This is a genomic window from Arenimonas alkanexedens (genome assembly GCF_054781355.1).
Genome location: NZ_BAAGUO010000004.1, coordinates 47630 through 64520 on the forward strand (window position 1 = coordinate 47630; position 16891 = coordinate 64520).

Genomic DNA, 16891 nt, shown 5'->3' on the forward strand with positions numbered 1-16891 from the left:
CTCTCCCGCAAGGGGAGAGGGGCTTTAGGCCGCCGCAACCTGACGCTATCTCGGCTTGTGCGCCAGTGACTCCAACCCGCCGCGCCCTGACGCCCTCTCCCTTTTTGCGAGAGAGACTCCAGCCCGCCGCAACCTGACTCCCTCTCCCCTTGTGGGAGAGGGCTGGGGAGAGGGGGGAACGCCCCACCCAAGCCTTTCAATAGGGCGATCCATACGCTCAGCGCTACAATCAGGCCATTCCGCCCATTGCCGCACGAGCGAACCCCATGAACACCTCCGCCGACGCCTTGCCCGACACCCAGCCCGAGCGCAGCCCGCTGCGCTTCGTCACCGCCGCCAGCCTGTTCGATGGCCACGATGCCGCGATCAACATCATGCGCCGCCTGATCCAGGCTCAAGGCGTGGAAGTGGTGCACCTGGGCCACAACCGCAGCGTTGAAGACGTGGTGCGCGCTGCGCTGCAAGAAGACGCCGACGGCATAGCGCTGAGCAGCTACCAGGGCGGCCACACCGAATACTTCAAATACATGGTGGACATGCTGCGCGAGCGCGGCGCCGGCCATATCCGCGTGTTTGGCGGCGGCGGCGGCACGATTACGCCCGAAGAGATCAAGGAACTGCAGGACTACGGCGTCGAGCGCATCTACCACCCCAACGACGGCATGCAGATGGGCCTGGTGGCGATGATTGAAGACCTGGTGCGCCGCACCCAGGTCGCCGCCGACCAGGCGCGCAGCGCCGGCAAGGGCAAGGCCAAGGCGAAGAACGGCAAGCCCAGCCTGCCCAAGGTGTCGATTGACGACGAGATCAGCATCGGCAAGATGCTCAGCGCCATTGAAGCCGGCACCCTGGACGAAGCCCAGATCGCCACCCTGCGCAAGCAGTGGCAGCTGGCCGGCAGCAAGACCCCGGTCATCGGCCTTACCGGCACCGGCGGCGCGGGCAAGTCCTCGGTGACCGACGAGCTGATGAACCGCTTCCTGCAGCACTTCCCCGAGATGCGCATCGCCGTGATCTCGGTCGACCCGACCCGCCGCCGCACCGGCGGTGCGCTGCTGGGCGACCGGATTCGCATGAACTCGCTGCGCAGCCCGCGCATCTTCATGCGCTCGATGGCCACCCGCCGCCAGCACGTGGCCACCAATGCCGTGCTCAAGGACTGCGTGGCCTTCCTGCGCGGGCAGGGCTACGACCTGGTGATGGTGGAAACCGCCGGTATCGGCCAGAGCGATTCCGAGATCGTGGACCTGGTGGATTTCCCGGTCTACGTGATGACCAGCGACTTCGGCGCGCCCAGCCAGCTCGAGAAGATCGACATGCTCGACTTCGCCGAGCTGGTGGTGCTCAACAAGTTCGACAAGCGCGGCGCCGAAGACGCCCTGCGCGACGTGCGCAAGCAGTGGAAGCGCAACCGCGTCGCCTTCCAGCTCAAGGACGAGGACGTGCCGGTCTACCCGACCATCGCCAGCCAGTTCAACGACCCGGGCGTGAGCTGGATGTTCCACAACCTCTGCCGCCTGCTGCGCGAAAAGCTCAGCGCCCCTGTAGGAGGGCCTTCAGGCCCGAAGCCCTCCGCCGAAAGCTTCGGGGCTGAAGCCCCTCCTACAGGCAGCTCGCGCTGCGACTTCAATCCGAAGGTGGACACCAGTCTGAAGGAACCGCGCGCCACCGTGCTGATCCCCGGCGCCCGCACCCGTTACCTGGCGGAAATCTCCGAGCAGGGCCGCCAGATCAACGCCAGCATCGAGCGCCAGGCCGAGGCCGCCGACCGCGCCCAGCACTACTGGCAGTCGCTGCGCGACCTGGACGACGCCGACCTGCCGCGCCAGCTCGACCAGTACGATCCGCATCACCTGATCCTGCAGCGGGGACCGTCCGGGTCCTCACCCAGCGGCAGCGAGTATCCGACCTGCGGTGAGCGCCGCGGCGGCGGCGAGCGGCGCAAAGTCGTCTTCAAGTGGCAGCAGGCCCAGGGCGCCGCGGACGGCCGCGGACCCCAGGAAGAGCGCCGTAGCGCCAGCATCGACCGCAGCCTGGTCACGCTGCGCCAGCGCTACAACGACGCGGTGAAGGCGCTGAGCGCGGAGTCCGTTGGCCTGCTGCGTGAGTGGCCCGAGCGCCTGAAGTCGGTGACCGATGAGGTGACCGAATACAGCGTGCGCGGCAAGGCCATCAAGGTGGAAAACTACCGCGAGTCGCTGAGCCACCAGAAGATCCCAAAGATCGCCGCGCCCAAGTACACCAGCTGGGGTGAGCTGCTGACCTTCCTGGGCAAGGAAAACCTGCCCGGCGCCTATCCCTACACCGGCGGCGTGTACCCGTACCGCCGCACCGGCGAAGACCCGATCCGCATGTTCGCGGGCGAGGGCACGCCTGAGCGCACCAACCGGCGCTTCCATTACCTGTCGGTGGGCCAGCCCGCGGCGCGTCTGTCCACCGCCTTCGACAGCGTGACGCTGTATGGCGAAGACCCGGCCGAACGTCCCGACATCTACGGCAAGATCGGCAACTCCGGCGTCTCCATCGCCACCCTGGACGACATGAAGAAGCTGTATTCCGGCTTCGACCTGTGCGCGCCCAGTACTTCAGTGAGCATGACCATCAACGGCCCGGCGCCGATGATCCTGGCCATGTTCATGAACACCGCCATCGACCAGCAGGTCGAGAAGTACCTGCGCGAAGACCAGAAGCGCTGGGACGAAGCTCACGCCAAGATCGAAGCGTTCTTCGAGGGCAAGAAGCGGCCCGAATACCACGGGGAAATTCCGCCCACCAACGAAGGCCTCGGCCTGGGCCTGCTGGGCGTCACCGGCGACCAACTGGTGGACGCGGACACCTACGAGCGCATCAAGACATACACCCTCAACACCGTGCGCGGCACCGTGCAGGCCGACATCCTGAAGGAAGACCAGGCCCAGAACACCTGCATCTTCAGCACCGAGTTCGCCCTGCGCATGATGGGCGACATCCAGCAGTACTTCGTGGACAACAAGGTCCGCAATTTCTACTCGGTGTCCATCAGCGGGTACCACATCGCCGAGGCCGGGGCGAACCCGATCAGCCAGCTCGCCTTCACCCTGAGCAACGGCTTCACCATCGTCGAGTACTACCTGGCCCGCGGCATGACGGTGGACGACTTCGCGCCCAACCTGAGCTTCTTCTTCAGCAACGGCATGGACCCCGAGTACACCGTGATCGGCCGCGTCGCCCGCCGCATCTGGGCCCGCGCCATGCGCGAGCGCTACGGTGCCAACGAGCGCAGCCAGATGCTCAAGTACCACATCCAGACCAGCGGCCGCAGCCTGCACGCCCAGGAAATCCAGTTCAACGACATCCGCACCACGCTGCAGGCCCTGTACGCCCTGTTCGACAACTGCAACAGCCTGCACACCAACGCCTACGACGAAGCCATCACCACGCCGACCGAAGAAAGCGTGCGCCGCGCCGTGGCCATCCAGATGATCATCAACAAAGAGCTGGGCCTGAACTTCAACGAAAACCCCTGGCAGGGCAGCTTCGCCGTGGACTACCTGACCGACATGGTGGAAGAGGCCGTGTACAAGGAGTTCGAGGCGCTAAGCGAGCGCGGCGGCGTGCTGGGCGCCATGGACACCATGTACCAGCGCGGCAAGATCCAGGAAGAAAGCCTGTACTACGAACACAAGAAGCACGACGGCAGCCTGCCCCTGGTGGGCGTGAACACCTTCCTGCCCAAGGACCACGCCGGCGAAGTCACCACCACCATCGAACTCATCCGCAGCACCGAGCCCGAAAAGGCCGCCCAGATCGCCAACGTCCGCACCTTCCAGGCCGCGAGAAACTCTCTCGCCCCTGTAGGAGGGCCTTCAGGCCCGAACGGTTCTCGCCATGGCCTAGCCTACCTGCAAACCACCGCCCGCGACCGCCAGAACATTTTCACGGCGCTGATGGAAGCGGTGAAGACCCATAGCCTCGGGCAGATCAGCCATGCGCTGTATGAGGTGGGTGGCGAGTATCGGCGGAATATGTAGTTCTGAGTTTTTCGCCGAAGTTTCACAAGCGCTGATTCATCGCATCCGGCGCGCCTCTTCGCACGCCGGATGTGAGACAACCACTGGGTTGGCAGAATGAATTCATTGTTGGTCCGTGGTGACTCAAGGCGGCGCGGGGTGCACGGAGGCTCGGCCACGCATCTGCGCTTGGTATTCGTAGCGCGGGTGGCATTCAGCGGGGTCCTGGTGCTCTCGGCATCCTGCACCACCCCGCCAGGCTTCGGCCCCGACGTCATCCTCCCCGACGCCTCCATGCTGCGCCCCAACCCGGGCTGCGTGGTCGTGTCCTCTTCGCCCGCCGTGGCCTTGCCCCGTGCGCGTGATGGGGAGGGCGGCTACGTGGGTGGGTGGCACGCGAGCATGCGCTTTGAGGCTGATTGCCTCCCGCCGGCAAGCGAACCCTCGTCCTGGTGGCAGCCCTACCGGATCACTTTCGAGCAGACGTTTTCGCTGCCTGCTGAAAGGCCGGGCATCCCTCAGGAGTGGCGCGTTGGCTCGGCACTTCCTGTCGTTGACTGGGACCTGCCCAGGCGGTCAGTTGATGCCGCGAGCGGAGCCAGGGTCGATAACTGTGCGGTTTTGCTGGATCGCATTGAGTCTGAAGCCTTGCCCTGCGTACGCACCAAGGCGCCATATATCGGCGCCATCTTGCAGGAAGCATTGCAGAGAGACCGGGCCCAGTCGCGGAGCAAGATTGACGTCCATGACGACAACGACCTCAACGCCAAACGCTTGTCGCGCGACGGTATCTGCCTGCACCGCTGGCGGACGCTACAGCGTGACGTGCATGCGCCTGAGGCCTGCGTAGTCGACTAGACGGCGTCAGGGCTGGTGGCTTCCTGCCGGCTGGCCGGACGACCCGGCGCAGGCCCCGGTACCACCCTTCGTAGGCGACCCTCATCTTCCAGCGCCGCGGGCAGCGTGCCGGGAGCGATCTGGCCTTCCCCGGCACCGACGAGGCCGATCCAGGTGCCGCGCCTTCGCGCTTTGCTGCAATAAACGGCGAAATCGACCATTCGCAGCGCGCCCTACCAATCAATGGCCCGGTCCGGCCAGGTGGGCAGGGGCACGAAGCCCAGTGACGCGGCCACGCGCAGGGCCTGGCCTTCCACCTGCAGCGGCAGGTCGCTCATCTGTCGCAGCAGGCGTTCACGCAAATTGAGAGGCGGCACTTGCACAGCTTCCGTGGGGTGGATGCCGTGGGATAGGATTCCGTGGACCATTGCCAGCGCCGGAGATTCTGTGGACGACAAGATAGCGAAGCTCCGCAATTTCAAGGATGCCCAGGCCCTCGCGACCAATGCAGAGCGTCTTGGCGAAACTGCACTGGCCCAAATGGCGAGAGAGCGTGGGATCGAGCTGAAGGCTGCCCAGCGAGCTGCGCGCCGGAAAGTCGCGCGCGCGCCCAGTGCCGGTTCAAAGTCGCCTGCGCGTACCAAGGAGAAAGCAGACGGTGAGTCACTTTTTATCAATGGCGTCTTCGAGCAGGTTCTTGAAGAAATTGAGAGTGCTCAGCGCCCGGACCCGTCGCTGGTCTGCTACCTCCAGCCCTACAAGCCCCTCCTGATAGCGCGGTTCAAGGATTTCCCGCCCAGCGCACAGAACCCTTGGAAGCTCTATTTGTCGCTGACGAGATCCTTGGCGCTCGTCAGTTTCGAGGCGGATATCGTCTACTGGAAGGACAAAACAACGATTGCTCGGGAGGAGCTGGCTGAATTGAACCGTCATTTCAGTCTTCATCAGCCGTCAGAGAGTGGCGTTCACTTGGCCACCGCTGAGCGCAAAGAGGGAATCAATCTTCTGGGTATTGCCAATCTGAAGCGGATTGACCCGCCAATCGTTGTCTCGGCTTTCGCGAAGGTCAGCGATGACATGCCGTTAGGCGAGCGTACTCGCGCCGGCGGCTGGTCGTACGTCATTCCGCCAGCGCGGCGGGACGATTTCGAGGTTGTCGCTCAGAAGGTCTGGGATGAGATAACCGAGAAGGACGCCCTCAGGGCACGTAAGCGCAGCCGGAAGGAAAGACTTGAGCGTTTGGACAATGCTGATCCGCTGCCTGCGGTCTATAACGTGGTTAGCAAGGCTTTCCGACGCAATCAGGATGTCGTCGCCGAGGTGCTCGAGCGCGCAGCGGGTGTCTGCGAGGCCTGCCATTCACCCGCTCCGTTTGTTCGCGCCAAGGATGGGACGCCTTATCTTGAGGTCCATCACAACGTGATGCTGGCAGAGGGTGGTCTTGATACCGTAGACAATGCGTTGGCGCTTTGTCCGAACTGCCATCGGAGACGTCATTTTGGGGCGTAGTACGCTGCGAATCGGTCAGCTAATTTAAGGAAGCAAATCGCCGATTGAGTTGCAAGCCTTGCCCTGCCTCCGCGGCAAGGCGCCGCATATCGGCGCCATCTTGCTGGCGGCACTGCCGCGGAACGGGCCCAGTCGCGGCAAACGATTGAGGTCCATGACGAGAACGATCTCAACGCCAAACGCCTCTTGCGCGATGGTATCTGCCTGAACCGTTGGCGGACGATGCAGCGTAATTCGCGAACGGCTGAGGCCTGCTTAGTCAACAAGACGGCGTCAGGTCAGGGTGTTTCGTGCAAGCCGACCGGACGGCCCGGGGCAAGCTCCGGCACAACCCCGTTGCCGGAACCGAAGCTGGTGCGAGCAGCGCTTGTCGATGCCGACAAAGGAATCCGGTGAGCCGCAGGTGTGTTTCAGTAGCGAGGCCAAGCCCGTCTCCGACCTTGACCATCCCAGCCGGCCCGTGGATGCCGCGACCGAAGCCATGGGCAACAGCTGCGGCGTTGGATGCCGACCCCGCTGCAGGTCTGTTCATGGGACTGAATGCTGCGACGAACTGAAGTGATGCGCTGCGGCCCAAATTGACCGGGTGGCCCTTGCCTCGAACCGGCGGCCCCGGACACGCTTCAAGCGTGTGCGGGAAGCACTTTCGTTGTCGCCGGGGACGCGCTCCTGTCGGAAGGAAGCAAAGCGGCGAACACCGCAGCGCGTGATCGACCCTTCCGGCTGGCGTTGGCGAGCAGCGTGCGATTTATCTTACAAAAATGCGCTGCAATTTCTTCTCAAGACAAGCATGGGATGGGCGCAGTGTGGTCGCTCCGGGAACACTCCCTGGCTGTTCGCCGGGCCAATGATTCGATTGCAAATAGATGCGTGGGGCCGGGCGCGCACTTGTGTGCAAGCAATAGAACCACGTCCTGACCTCAGGGCGCCAGATGGCGCCCGAGCCGCTTCGTAAATGTCGGTGCGGTCGGCGGACAGTGGATCGCGGCAATGAACCCAACGCAGTAGCTATCGGAGAATGTTATGGCTGATGGAATCATCCCTTCCGCGCAGGCGGATATCGACTTTGCCGAAGAGGCGCTGACGCGCATCGAGGCCAATCTCAAAATACCGCTGCGCAAGATCATGGCCAGCGACAACTCAGGCGAAATGATACGCGCGCAGGCCTATGCCGCCATCCGCGTCGCCTGTCACGCGATGGCCGAACGGGAGTTTACTGCCGACGCCTCCGGCCTGGCCGAGGCGCGGCGCCATATCGATGCCGTCACCGACACGCAGAACGTTGTGCCTACGATCCTGATTGAGGAAAAGAACTTCAATGTCATCAAGAACTATGAGGGTGATCAGGTCCGCGACTACGTCAAGGGCGTAGTGAACGGCCTGTCGCTGATCAAGGAGGGTGAAAGTCCGGAAATGGTTGCGCTGCAAATCATTGGCACCGGGCTGGTCGGCTTTGGCGGCGCTTTTGCCTTCGGCCTGATCAGGTCGCTGGTGGCCAAGGAGGTGCTCAAAGTCGCGGTGAAGGCCGGGCTGAAGGCGGCGGGCGGGGTCGGTGCCGTGGTTGGCGTTGTCGCGGTGATCCTCGTCGAGCTGCTCCTGTATCTACTGCACGGCAACAAGAAGAATTTTGTCGGGATGATCTTCAACAATACCGATACGAATCTGGTGGTGAAGGACTGGCGCGCCGGGGTCGGCGGTGCGGACAAGGGCGATCTCTACATGGCCTGGGGTCACTGCAGCGGCTTCATGGAGGTTCATCAGGATGGCGATCTGTCCAAGCCCGCGCTTCAGTTGCCCGCACGTAGCGCCCCCGAAGAGCAGACCGGTCGCATCATTCAGGGGGGCATTTATTCGGGCGGCAAGAATTTTGGCCTGAAGGGCGCCGAGGGCGTCTTTGTAATGCAGCCGCTGGGCCAAACCAGCCCGCGCCTGGCCGTGCTGTTCGAGTGCCCTTATTTCGAGGACAACGGGGTCAATGTGGCCATCGACACCACGCATAAATCCGCCAGAACTTACTATGACCAGCTCAACGGTACCCGCGGCCTGGACCGTTCGGTGGCCGGCGCTGGCTATAAGCTGCGCGCACGTGTCGCCGATGCGCGTGGCGGTGAGGCCCTGGGAATTGCGGTGATCGATCCCGGCTGAGGAATGCTGGCGGGTTTGCTGGGTGGGCGCTGCAATTTACCCAGGCGGGTGCGGGGGATCCCCTCCGCACCGCGCTGAAATCAAGAAGGCGGAGGCTGGCCCGATCCCGGGCTGCCTACGCGCTTCACGCGTGTGCGGTAGGCACTGACGTTGTCGCCGGGGACCCGCTTCTTCTGCGTCCCCTTGATCTCACTCACCTTGTGCTCCGACCCGGTCACGGGCTTGGCATCCACCGTGGTCTCACGCTCGAACGCGTGCGACTTGTCGGTATTCCGGTAGTGCCGATACAGGGCCCAATACAGCGCCGTGGCCCCAGCCGGGCCCAGCGCGAGCAGCCACATTCCACCGTCTTCGCTCATCAGGTTGCTCCTATCAGCATGGCGATGACGATCGCTTCAATGAAGGTGCCGGCCGTCAGCGCCGCCAGCAGCAGCTTCCAGTGTTGCACCGGCACGCTGCCCATGGTTTCGCCGGTGCGGCCGTTCACGGCGATGTAGTGGATCATGCTGCCTTTGCCGCCGGGCTCCTGGTAGGAGTACAGCCACACCGGCAGGTACATCGCCACCCAGCGGGTGCCGTGCACGTCCAGGCTTTCCTCTTCCCAGCGCACGCCGCGGTCGAACTTGCTGACCGAGCCCTGCACCTGGGCGCGGGCGATGGAAAGCAGCTGGTCCTCCAGGCGCGGGAGCAGGTGTTCCACGTCGCTGTCGCGCTTCTCCGAAGTGAAGCCCGACAGGTAGCTGGCGTTCCACTTAACCGCGTTCTTGGTGTCGAAGGGCAGGATGGTGTTGATGATGTTGTTGGTATTGACCTTGATGTCGAGCTTGCCGCGCTCGCGGGAGGACTCCAGCGGCAGGTCGTCGACGGTGAAGTCCACGTGCCGGTCCACCTGGTATACGTCGGCGTCGTAGTAGGTCTTCTTCTTGTCGCCGGTGCCGCGGGTGTAGCGGCGCGTCTGGATCTCGCCCTGGCCGGCCACGTCGGCGCTCGCCTTGCCGTCCACGATCATGTACGGCAGGTACACGCCCACGACGTTCTCGGGCGTGAACTGTTCCTTGAATTCCTTGAGCGCGAACATCCGCCGCTTGTCCACGAACTGGCGGATGCGCGCCACCGCGTCGTCCTTCTTGATGCGGAAGGGCAGCACGGCATCGGGCACCGCGCCATTCGCCACCTGTTCGTTCACGCCGAAGACGTGGCGACACCAGTGGCAGCGCGCGGTCATGGCGGTTTCGGTATTGACGGTGACCTCGGCGCCGCAGCCGGTGCACTTGAAGGTCATCAGGTGCGAGGTGTCGGCGGCGATGCCCTGCGCGCCGGACGAGATAATGGTGCCCGTCAGCTCGTCCAAACCTTCGCCCAGCCCAAAGGCTTCCTCCACGCCCTCGCCATGCCATTCGTTGCGGCAGTACAGGCAAATCAGCATGTCGGTGCCGGGCCGCTGCTTGATGTCAGTGGCGCCGCACTTGGGGCAGTGGTTCTGGCCGTCCTTGAGTTCTTCGGACGAGGTATTGATGGCGACCGGGTCGGGCGCCAGCACTTCATCACGAATAGGACCCGGCAACGTAGCCGGGTCGACCGGGAACGTGCCTGGCTCCGGCGGCACGTCCTGCGGTGAACCCGGTCCGTGACCGGGCGGCAAGGGCGGCGGGGTGGAACCCGGGGTCTTCGACATCGAGGGGGTCCCGGCTTACAGGCCCAGGGCCTTGGCCTTGAGCGCGTCGTAGTCGCCCTGCGTGATCAGGCCCAGGTCCAGCATTTCCTTGGCCTTGGTGAGCTTGGCGATCGGGTCGTCGGCGGCCGGCGCGGCCGGGGCCACCGGCTGCTGCAGTCCGCCCACGCCCATCATGCCCGTGGCCATGCCCACGCCCACCAGGCCCGCCGCGCCGCCGTTCTCGCCGGCCGACTGGATGCCCGCCGCAACGCTGGCCTGCAGGTTGGAATTGCCGCGCGACCCGGCCAGCGCATCGGCGCGCTGCACGGTCTTGAGCAGTTCCTTGGTGTTGGCGTCGTACTCGATGGAAATGATGGCGGTCTTGACGATGGCCAGGCCGCGATCCGAACTCCACTGGTAGGCGCCCTCGACCGCCGCCGACAGGCTCTTGGCGAAGCCGATCGAGTCCTGCTGCAGCTTGGTGATCCGGTTGCCCTTGCTCGGGTCGTTCGTATACATGCTGAAAGCAGGGGCCAGCGAGCCCACCACTTCATTGAACAGCTGGCTGGCGGCGGCGTTGTCAATGTCGGTGAAGTCGAACACCTGGCCGGGCTGCAGGTACTTGGCCGGCACGAAGTTCTTCACGAACAGGATCGGGTCGGTGATTTTCAGCGTGTACGAGCCGCGCGTGACCGCGCCAACCTGCGTATTGAGGAAGCCGTCGTCCCAGTAGATTTCCGACTGGGTGCCGAAGCGGTTGTCGGGCAGTTCCTTGAGCGAGACGAAGAAGGCCAGCTGCTGGCCGCCCGGCTGGCCGCCGAACTTGAAGCGCTCCCAGCTCTGCTTGATCAGCGGGCTGACGATGCCGTCGCCGGCGAAGACCGACTGCGAATTGATGTCGTCCGAACGCCATTCATAGCCGCCGGCCTCGGCCGCGAAGCCGGTGATCTTGCCGTCCTGCATCAGCAGCAGGCCATAGCCCTCGGGCACGACGATCTTCGAGCCGTTGCTGATGATGTTCGAGGAGGCCTGGGTGTTCGAACCGCGCCCGGCATTGGTGCCCTGCGGTACGGCTGCGAACAGCGCCGCCGTGGCCGGCAGCCCGGCCGGAACCGTGTAGAAGTCCTTCCACTGGTCGGCCAGAACGCCGCCGACCGCACCCACCACCGCCTGTACAAGACCCATGACATCTCTCCGCGATTCGAGGCCGGTACGGTACCGGCCATGCCCGTCAAACTATACCAACGCAGGGCGGCGCGAGGGCCTGCCGGTGGCGCGGCATGCGATTACACTCAGCCGATGGACAGCTACGAACTTGCATTGACCCTGGTGGGCCTGGCCCTGCTCGGCGCCGCCTGGCTCCCGTACTTGGTTAAAAGCAGCCCCCTTACCTTCCCGCTGATTTACGTTGGCCTGGGTGCGCTGGTTTATTCGTTGCCGCTGCCGCTGCCACCGGCCGATCCGGTCCGCTTCCCGCTGGTCACCGAGCGCCTGTCCGAACTCGCCGTCCTGGTCGCGCTTGTCAGCGTAGGGCTGCGTATCGACACCCGCTTCGGTTGGCGGCGGTGGAGCCTCACCTGGCGGCTGCTCGCCATCACCATGCCGCTCACCATTCTGGCCGGCCTGTGGCTGGGGCAGGCCTGGCTCGGCTATAGCCTGGCAACGGCGATGTTGCTGGGGGCGGTGCTGGCGCCCACCGACCCGGTGCTGGCTTCGGACGTTCAGGTGCACGGGCCGGGCGAGGGTGGGGAAGACCCGGTGCGGTTCGCGCTTACGTCCGAAGCCGGGCTCAACGATGGCCTGGCCTTTCCTTTCGTGGGGCTGGCAATCGCTCTGGCCCTGGCAACCTCCGGCGAGCCGATGGACTGGGGTCGCTGGCTGGCGCTGGACGTGCTGTGGAAAGTACTGGGTGGCGCGGTCATCGGCCTCGGCGTGGGCTATGTGCTGATGCACCTTATATTTCGCACCGAACGCCAGCCGACCTTGTCCGCCACCGGTGACGGGCTGACGGCACTGGCCATCATGCTGATCGTCTACGGCGTGGCCGAGCTATGCCACACCTATGGCTTCCTGGCGGTATTCGTCGGCGCCCTGGTGGTGCGGCAGAAGGAGCGCGACCACGACTACCATGGCGTGCTCGACACCTTTGCCCAGCAGTGCGAAAAATTGCTGATGGCGCTGATGCTGCTGTTGCTGGGCGGTGCCCTGGCCGGCGGCATCCTCAACGCCCTGTCCTGGCGCGAGGTGTTGTTTGCCTTCGTGTTCGTGCTGGTTGTTCGCCCGGTGGCCGGCTGGCTGGGCTTGCTCGGCACCGACCTGACGCGCGGCGACCGCTGGGCCATCGCCGTGTTCGGCGTGCGCGGCATTGGCTCGATCTACTATCTGGCCTTCGCCGTCAACCACGCCGACTTCCGGCGCGATGACGAACTCTGGGCCCTGGTCGCCCTGGTGGTGGTTATTTCCATCCTGCTGCACGGGCTTAGCGCGCGCCCCGTGATGCGCTGGCTGGACCGGCAGCGGCAGGGCAGCGCAAGGCGCTAAGACCGCGCTCCGTGCCCGGGAGGCGCGTCGCCCAAGGCAAGGGATGACGCGCGCAAAGGCCCACCGCATACTGCCGCCCAACGTGCCCCGTTACGGCCAGGACTTGAATGCGAACGTTTGTACTCAGAGCCAGGGCGGCGCCTACCGACAGCCAGAAACTGCTGGCGGCCGTCGGCCAGGACGCCCACACCGAGATTTTGGCGCACACGCTGATGAACGCCATTTTCGTGGCGCAGTCGCATCGGCCGGACGTCGTGGTGTATCTGGTGCTGGAAAGTACCCAGGATTTCTCGCGCAGCATCCGGTTTGAAGCGAGCGCGATGCATGACATCGGCGGCTTCGACGAAAGGTCGCTGCTGGGCAAGGTGGCCGCCGCGCTGGACGCTTCGCGCGGCATGGGCAAGGAGGAATCGCGGCCGGTGGCCTCAGGCGTGACGGTGCGCACCGTGGCCTTCGAGCGGCTGGTGCAGGAGTTGGCCGCCGATCACCAGCTGTTCGTGATGGACCGCAAAGGCAGCGCCATTCGCGAGCAGGCCTTCGAAGGCAATCCCTGCTTCCTGCTCACCGACCACATTCCGATGCCAAAAAAGACCTTCCACAGCCTCGAACGCCTCGGCGCCAAGAAGATAACCCTGGGCTCGCGGATGCTGTTCGCCTCGCAATGTGTCGTGTTGATCCACCACGCGCTGGACGAGCGCTAGCCGCTCGTGCCGGCAGCGCGACGCGGTGCCTAGCGGAGTTCTACCAAGGGTGTGAAGCCGCCATAGATCATCCGCGCACCGTCGAAGAGCATGGGGTTGAGCTTGGGATCCATGCGCGGGTCTTCCATCATTGGGCACCGCGATGACGAAGCCGTCTACGTAGTTCATGAATGCGTCCTTCGGGCGGGAATCGCGCTGTTTGGCCTGTGGCCAGGTGCTCACATCTTACGTCGGGTGAAATCTGCCCGCCGGCCGACCGGAAATCGACTGGTTTGACATCGCGGGGCAGGAGGGTCACCGTAAAAGCTCGTCAAATTCAGGAGATTCGATGCCGAGCGTGACGCCTCCATTCGATGAAATGGGCTGGCCGGACCAGATCAGGCCGCCATATTCGTTGATCGACGCCTGGCTCAAGTCCGCCACGGCCGACCAGCTGGCGCTCAAGCGCCGCGAGGCCGAGGTGCTGTTTCGCCGCATCGGCATCACGTTCGCGGTCTATACCGAAGGCGGCGACGCCGAGCGCTTGATCCCGTTTGACTTGATTCCCCGCGTGATGGCCCAGGCCGAATGGCAGCGATTGCGCCGCGGTCTCGAGCAGCGCGCCAAGGCGCTCAATGCCTTCCTGCACGACGTCTACCACGATCGCGACATCATCCGCGCCGGCCGTATCCCTGAGCGGCTGATCCTGCACAACGCCGAGTTCCGGCCCGAAATGAACGGGCTGGATCTGCCGGGTCGTATTTACTCGCATGTCTCGGGCATCGACATGGTGCGCACCGGGCCCGACGACTACTACGTGCTCGAGGACAACTGCCGCACGCCCTCGGGCGTGTCGTACATGGTGGAAAACCGCGAGGTGATGCAGCGCCTGTTCCCCGACCTGTTCCGGCAGGCGCGGGTGGCGCCGGTGGCGCACTACGCCGATGAACTGCTGGAAACGCTGCGCTCCGTGGCCCCGCCCAACTGCCAGGGCGAGCCGACCGTGGTGCTGCTCACCCCGGGTATTCACAACAGCGCCTACTACGAGCACGCCTTCCTGGCCGACGAGATGGGCATCGACCTGGTGGAAGGCGCCGACCTGCTGGTGCGCAACGACGTCTGCTACATGCGCACCACGGCCGGCCTGGCGCGCGTGGACGTCATCTACCGGCGCATAGACGACGATTACCTGGATCCGCTGGTATTCCGCGCTGATTCGGCGCTCGGCGCTGCCGGCCTGCACTTTGCCAATCGCGCCGGCAACCTCACCATCACCAATGCGGTGGGCGCGGGTATCGCCGACGACAAGGCGGTCTATATCCACGTGCCGGAAATGGTCCGCTTCTATCTGGGCGAAGAGCCGCTGTTGTCGAACGTGCCGACCCACGACTGCAGCAAGCCCCATGAGCTCAAGTACGTGCTCGAGCACCTCGACGAACTGGTGGTGAAGGCGGTGCACGGCTCCGGCGGCTACGGGATGCTGGTCGGGCCGCACGCCAGCAAGCGCGAGCTCGAAGACTTCCGGGCGCTGTTAAAGGCAAAACCCGAAACTTATATCGCCCAGCCCACCTTGGCGCTGTCCACCGTGCCCACCTTCGTGGAGTCGGGGGTGGCGCCGCGGCACGTGGACCTGCGGCCCTTCGTTCTTTCCGGCAGCGACAAGGTGCGCGTGGTGCCCGGCGGCCTGACCCGGGTGGCGCTGCGCGAGGGCTCGCTGGTGGTCAATTCGTCTCAGGGCGGTGGCACCAAGGACACCTGGGTCTTGGAGGAGTGATGCTCGCACGCACTGCCGGTGATCTGTTCTGGCTGGCCCGCTACATGGAACGGGCCGACTACGTGGCGCGCCTGCTGCAGGTGGCTGGCCACATGAATGCTGTGCGCGTGGACGCCAACCGCAGTAGCGAATGGCAGTCGGCGCTGGTGGCGGCGGGCTGCGAGGAGAGCTTCGCGGCCACGGGCGAGGCGGCGGACGAAGCCAGCGTCATCCGCTTCCTGGCCTTCGATCGCGCCAATCCCTCGTCCATCGTCAACTGCATCGAGACGGCGCGCCGCAACGCCCGTTCGGTGCGCACCTCGCTGACCACGGAAATGTGGGAGGCGGTGAACCAGAGCTCGCAGGAGCTGACGGGTTTCAATGACGGCCCGCTGGATGCAGATCGCCTGGCCGAATTCCTGGATTGGGTGAAGGCCCGCGTCAGCCTGTTCCACGGGGTGTGTTCGAACGGCATGCTGCGCCGCGACAGTTTCTGTTTCATCCGCACCGGGCAGTTCCTGGAGCGCGCTGACAACACTGCCCGCCTGCTCGACGTGAAATACCACGTGGAGCTGCCTGCGGTCAGCGACGTTGGCGGCGTGGTGGACTACTACCAGTGGCTGGCGATCCTGCGCGTAGTCGGTGCCCGGCGTGCCTACCGGGTGCTGTTCAAGGGCAGGGTGCAGCCGGCGCACGTGGCCGAGCTGCTGATCTCGCGCGACGTGTTTCCGCGCTCGCTGGCGTTTTGCTACGAGCAGATCACCACCCACCTGGACGCCATCAAGGCCCAGGACCCGATCCTGGCCGCCGACGCCTGCCGCCAGGCGCATGTGATGTATGCGCAGCTGCGCTTCGCCAGCATCGATCAAGTGATCGAGGATGGCCTGCACGAATACCTCACCGACGTGATCGACCGCACCGGCGAGCTCGGCGCCGAAATCGCCAAGGGGCACCTTTTCTGATGCAGCTTACGATCGCCCACGACACCCGCTACCACTACGCCCAGCCGGCCTGGCTGGTGGTTCAGGCCCTGCGTCTTTGGCCGGCGCCCAGCGCCAGCCAACAGGTGAAATCCTGGCGCGTGGAGGTCAACGGCCGGGTACTGCCGCCCACCAGCGTGGATGGGTTCGGCAATCCGGTGGCCACCCACGCCATCGACCACAAGGTCAGCCAGCTGCATCTGGCGGTGCACGCGGTAGTGATCACCCACGATCGCAGCGGGGTGCACGGCGACGATGCCGGCGGGCTGCCGCCCATGTTCTTCCTCAAGCCCACGCCGCTGACCCTGCCGTCGCCGGGCATCATCGCCCTGGCCGATGCCGTGGCGGGCGAGGGCGCCGCGCTCGAGCGCCTGCATCGCCTGGTCAACGCCGTGCGCGACCACGTGGACTACATCAGCGACACCACCCATGCCGGCACCAGCGCCGCCGAGGCGTTCGCGGCCGGCTCCGGCGTCTGCCAGGACCACGCCCAGGTGCTGATCGCCGCGGCCCGCCACCTCGGCTTCCCGGCCCGTTACGTCAGCGGCTACCTGTGCCCGATGGACGCGAGTGCGGCGGCGGCCAGCCATGCCTGGACCGAGCTTTTCGTGGATGGGCTGGGCTGGGTGGGCTTCGACCCGGCCAACCGGGTTTCGCCGGACGAACACTACGTGCGCGTGGCCTGTGGGCGCGACTACGCGGACGCGGCCCCGGTGCGCGGCCTGCACCGCGGCGGCGAGGATGAAACGCTGGAAGTGGATGTGCGCATCACCCAATCGGCGCAAACTACCCAATAGCGTTCC

13 protein-coding genes and 1 pseudogene are annotated in these 16891 nt (G+C 64.8%); 9 read left to right on the forward strand and 5 right to left on the reverse strand.

Features of this window, described 5'->3' with window-relative positions; translation table 11 throughout:
• Positions 1 to 266 precede the first annotated feature (266 nt).
• Positions 267 to 4010 carry a methylmalonyl-CoA mutase family protein gene (locus tag ACYVGY_RS09960; RefSeq protein WP_460457343.1) on the forward strand — a complete coding sequence of 1248 codons (3744 nt, stop codon included), beginning with the start codon at positions 267 to 269 and terminating at the stop codon, positions 4008 to 4010.
• 273 nt (positions 4011 to 4283) lie between these two features.
• Entirely contained in the window at positions 4284 to 4847 is a 564-nt protein-coding gene (locus ACYVGY_RS09965; RefSeq protein ID WP_460457344.1) for a hypothetical protein, read from the forward strand.
• Positions 4848 to 5059: 212 nt separating this feature from the next.
• On the opposite strand, the gene ACYVGY_RS09970 is transcribed toward ACYVGY_RS09965, so the two are convergent.
• Positions 5060 to 5203: a hypothetical protein gene (locus tag ACYVGY_RS09970; RefSeq protein WP_460457345.1), complete on the reverse strand. Its 144-nt coding sequence runs from the start codon at positions 5201 to 5203 to the stop codon at positions 5060 to 5062.
• A gap of 70 nt (positions 5204 to 5273) precedes the next feature.
• On the opposite strand from ACYVGY_RS09970, the gene ACYVGY_RS09975 reads away from it, so the two are divergent.
• Together ACYVGY_RS09975 and ACYVGY_RS09980 are read left to right on the forward strand one after the other, a co-directional pair.
• Positions 5274 to 6335: an HNH endonuclease gene (locus tag ACYVGY_RS09975; RefSeq protein WP_460457346.1), complete on the forward strand. Its 1062-nt coding sequence runs from the start codon at positions 5274 to 5276 to the stop codon at positions 6333 to 6335.
• A 1023-nt stretch (positions 6336 to 7358) separates the two neighbouring features.
• Complete coding sequence (locus tag ACYVGY_RS09980; protein WP_460457347.1) at positions 7359 to 8480, forward strand: hypothetical protein; 1122 nt, start codon at positions 7359 to 7361, stop codon at positions 8478 to 8480.
• 80 nt (positions 8481 to 8560) lie between these two features.
• Here the strand turns inward: ACYVGY_RS09980 and ACYVGY_RS09985 are convergent, their stop codons facing one another.
• Genes ACYVGY_RS09985 through ACYVGY_RS09995 form a run of 3 tightly spaced genes read right to left on the reverse strand, consistent with a single transcriptional unit; the run spans position 8561 to position 11319 of the window.
• Positions 8561 to 8839, reverse strand: a complete 279-nt coding sequence (locus ACYVGY_RS09985) for a hypothetical protein (RefSeq protein WP_460457348.1) — start codon at positions 8837 to 8839, stop codon at positions 8561 to 8563.
• Positions 8839 to 10155: a TFIIB-type zinc ribbon-containing protein gene (locus ACYVGY_RS09990; protein ID WP_460457349.1), complete on the reverse strand. Its 1317-nt coding sequence runs from the start codon at positions 10153 to 10155 to the stop codon at positions 8839 to 8841. The genes ACYVGY_RS09985 and ACYVGY_RS09990 overlap by 1 nt, the downstream gene beginning before the upstream one ends.
• A 15-nt stretch (positions 10156 to 10170) precedes the next feature.
• A complete protein-coding gene (locus ACYVGY_RS09995; protein ID WP_460457350.1) occupies positions 10171 to 11319 on the reverse strand; it encodes an SPFH domain-containing protein in 1149 nt (382 codons plus the stop codon).
• 114 nt (positions 11320 to 11433) lie between these two features.
• On the opposite strand from ACYVGY_RS09995, the gene ACYVGY_RS10000 reads away from it, so the two are divergent.
• Together ACYVGY_RS10000 and trmY are read left to right on the forward strand one after the other, a co-directional pair.
• Positions 11434 to 12675, forward strand: coding sequence for a cation:proton antiporter (locus ACYVGY_RS10000; protein ID WP_460457351.1), 1242 nt, complete (start codon positions 11434 to 11436; stop codon positions 12673 to 12675).
• Between the two features lie 107 nt (positions 12676 to 12782).
• Positions 12783 to 13376 (forward strand): tRNA (pseudouridine(54)-N(1))-methyltransferase TrmY, encoded by a 594-nt coding sequence (trmY, locus tag ACYVGY_RS10005; protein WP_460457352.1) that lies wholly within the window; start codon positions 12783 to 12785, stop codon positions 13374 to 13376.
• Between the two features lie 29 nt (positions 13377 to 13405).
• Here trmY and ACYVGY_RS10010 read toward each other — a convergent pair.
• Positions 13406 to 13507 (reverse strand): annotated as a pseudogene (locus tag ACYVGY_RS10010) (DUF1428 domain-containing protein); the annotation flags it as partial.
• Between the two features lie 197 nt (positions 13508 to 13704).
• Here ACYVGY_RS10010 and ACYVGY_RS10015 point away from each other — a divergent pair.
• Genes ACYVGY_RS10015 through ACYVGY_RS10025 form a run of 3 tightly spaced genes read left to right on the forward strand, consistent with a single transcriptional unit; the run spans position 13705 to position 16885 of the window.
• Positions 13705 to 15129 carry a circularly permuted type 2 ATP-grasp protein gene (locus ACYVGY_RS10015; RefSeq protein ID WP_460457353.1) on the forward strand — a complete coding sequence of 475 codons (1425 nt, stop codon included), beginning with the start codon at positions 13705 to 13707 and terminating at the stop codon, positions 15127 to 15129.
• Positions 15129 to 16070 carry an alpha-E domain-containing protein gene (locus tag ACYVGY_RS10020; RefSeq protein WP_460457354.1) on the forward strand — a complete coding sequence of 314 codons (942 nt, stop codon included), beginning with the start codon at positions 15129 to 15131 and terminating at the stop codon, positions 16068 to 16070. Before ACYVGY_RS10015 ends, ACYVGY_RS10020 begins: the two co-directional genes overlap by 1 nt.
• Complete coding sequence (locus ACYVGY_RS10025) at positions 16070 to 16885, forward strand: transglutaminase family protein (RefSeq protein ID WP_460457355.1); 816 nt, start codon at positions 16070 to 16072, stop codon at positions 16883 to 16885. The genes ACYVGY_RS10020 and ACYVGY_RS10025 overlap by 1 nt, the downstream gene beginning before the upstream one ends.
• Positions 16886 to 16891 lie beyond the last annotated feature (6 nt).

Excerpts from the sequence above, each read along its gene's own strand:
- ACYVGY_RS09960 (WP_460457343.1), top strand. The coding sequence starts at position 267 with ATGAACACCTCCGCCGACGCCTTGCCCGACACCCAGCCCGAGCGCAGC.
- ACYVGY_RS09965 (WP_460457344.1), top strand. The coding sequence starts at position 4,284 with ATGCTGCGCCCCAACCCGGGCTGCGTGGTCGTGTCCTCTTCGCCCGCC.
- trmY (WP_460457352.1), top strand. The coding sequence starts at position 12,783 with ATGCGAACGTTTGTACTCAGAGCCAGGGCGGCGCCTACCGACAGCCAG.
- ACYVGY_RS09995 (WP_460457350.1), bottom strand. The coding sequence starts at position 11,319 with ATGGGTCTTGTACAGGCGGTGGTGGGTGCGGTCGGCGGCGTTCTGGCC.
- ACYVGY_RS09985 (WP_460457348.1), bottom strand. The coding sequence starts at position 8,839 with ATGAGCGAAGACGGTGGAATGTGGCTGCTCGCGCTGGGCCCGGCTGGG.
- ACYVGY_RS10015 (WP_460457353.1), top strand. The coding sequence starts at position 13,705 with ATGCCGAGCGTGACGCCTCCATTCGATGAAATGGGCTGGCCGGACCAG.
- ACYVGY_RS10025 (WP_460457355.1), top strand. The coding sequence starts at position 16,070 with ATGCAGCTTACGATCGCCCACGACACCCGCTACCACTACGCCCAGCCG.
- ACYVGY_RS09990 (WP_460457349.1), bottom strand. The coding sequence starts at position 10,155 with ATGTCGAAGACCCCGGGTTCCACCCCGCCGCCCTTGCCGCCCGGTCAC.
- ACYVGY_RS10000 (WP_460457351.1), top strand. The coding sequence starts at position 11,434 with ATGGACAGCTACGAACTTGCATTGACCCTGGTGGGCCTGGCCCTGCTC.
- ACYVGY_RS10020 (WP_460457354.1), top strand. The coding sequence starts at position 15,129 with ATGCTCGCACGCACTGCCGGTGATCTGTTCTGGCTGGCCCGCTACATG.
- ACYVGY_RS09980 (WP_460457347.1), top strand. The coding sequence starts at position 7,359 with ATGGCTGATGGAATCATCCCTTCCGCGCAGGCGGATATCGACTTTGCC.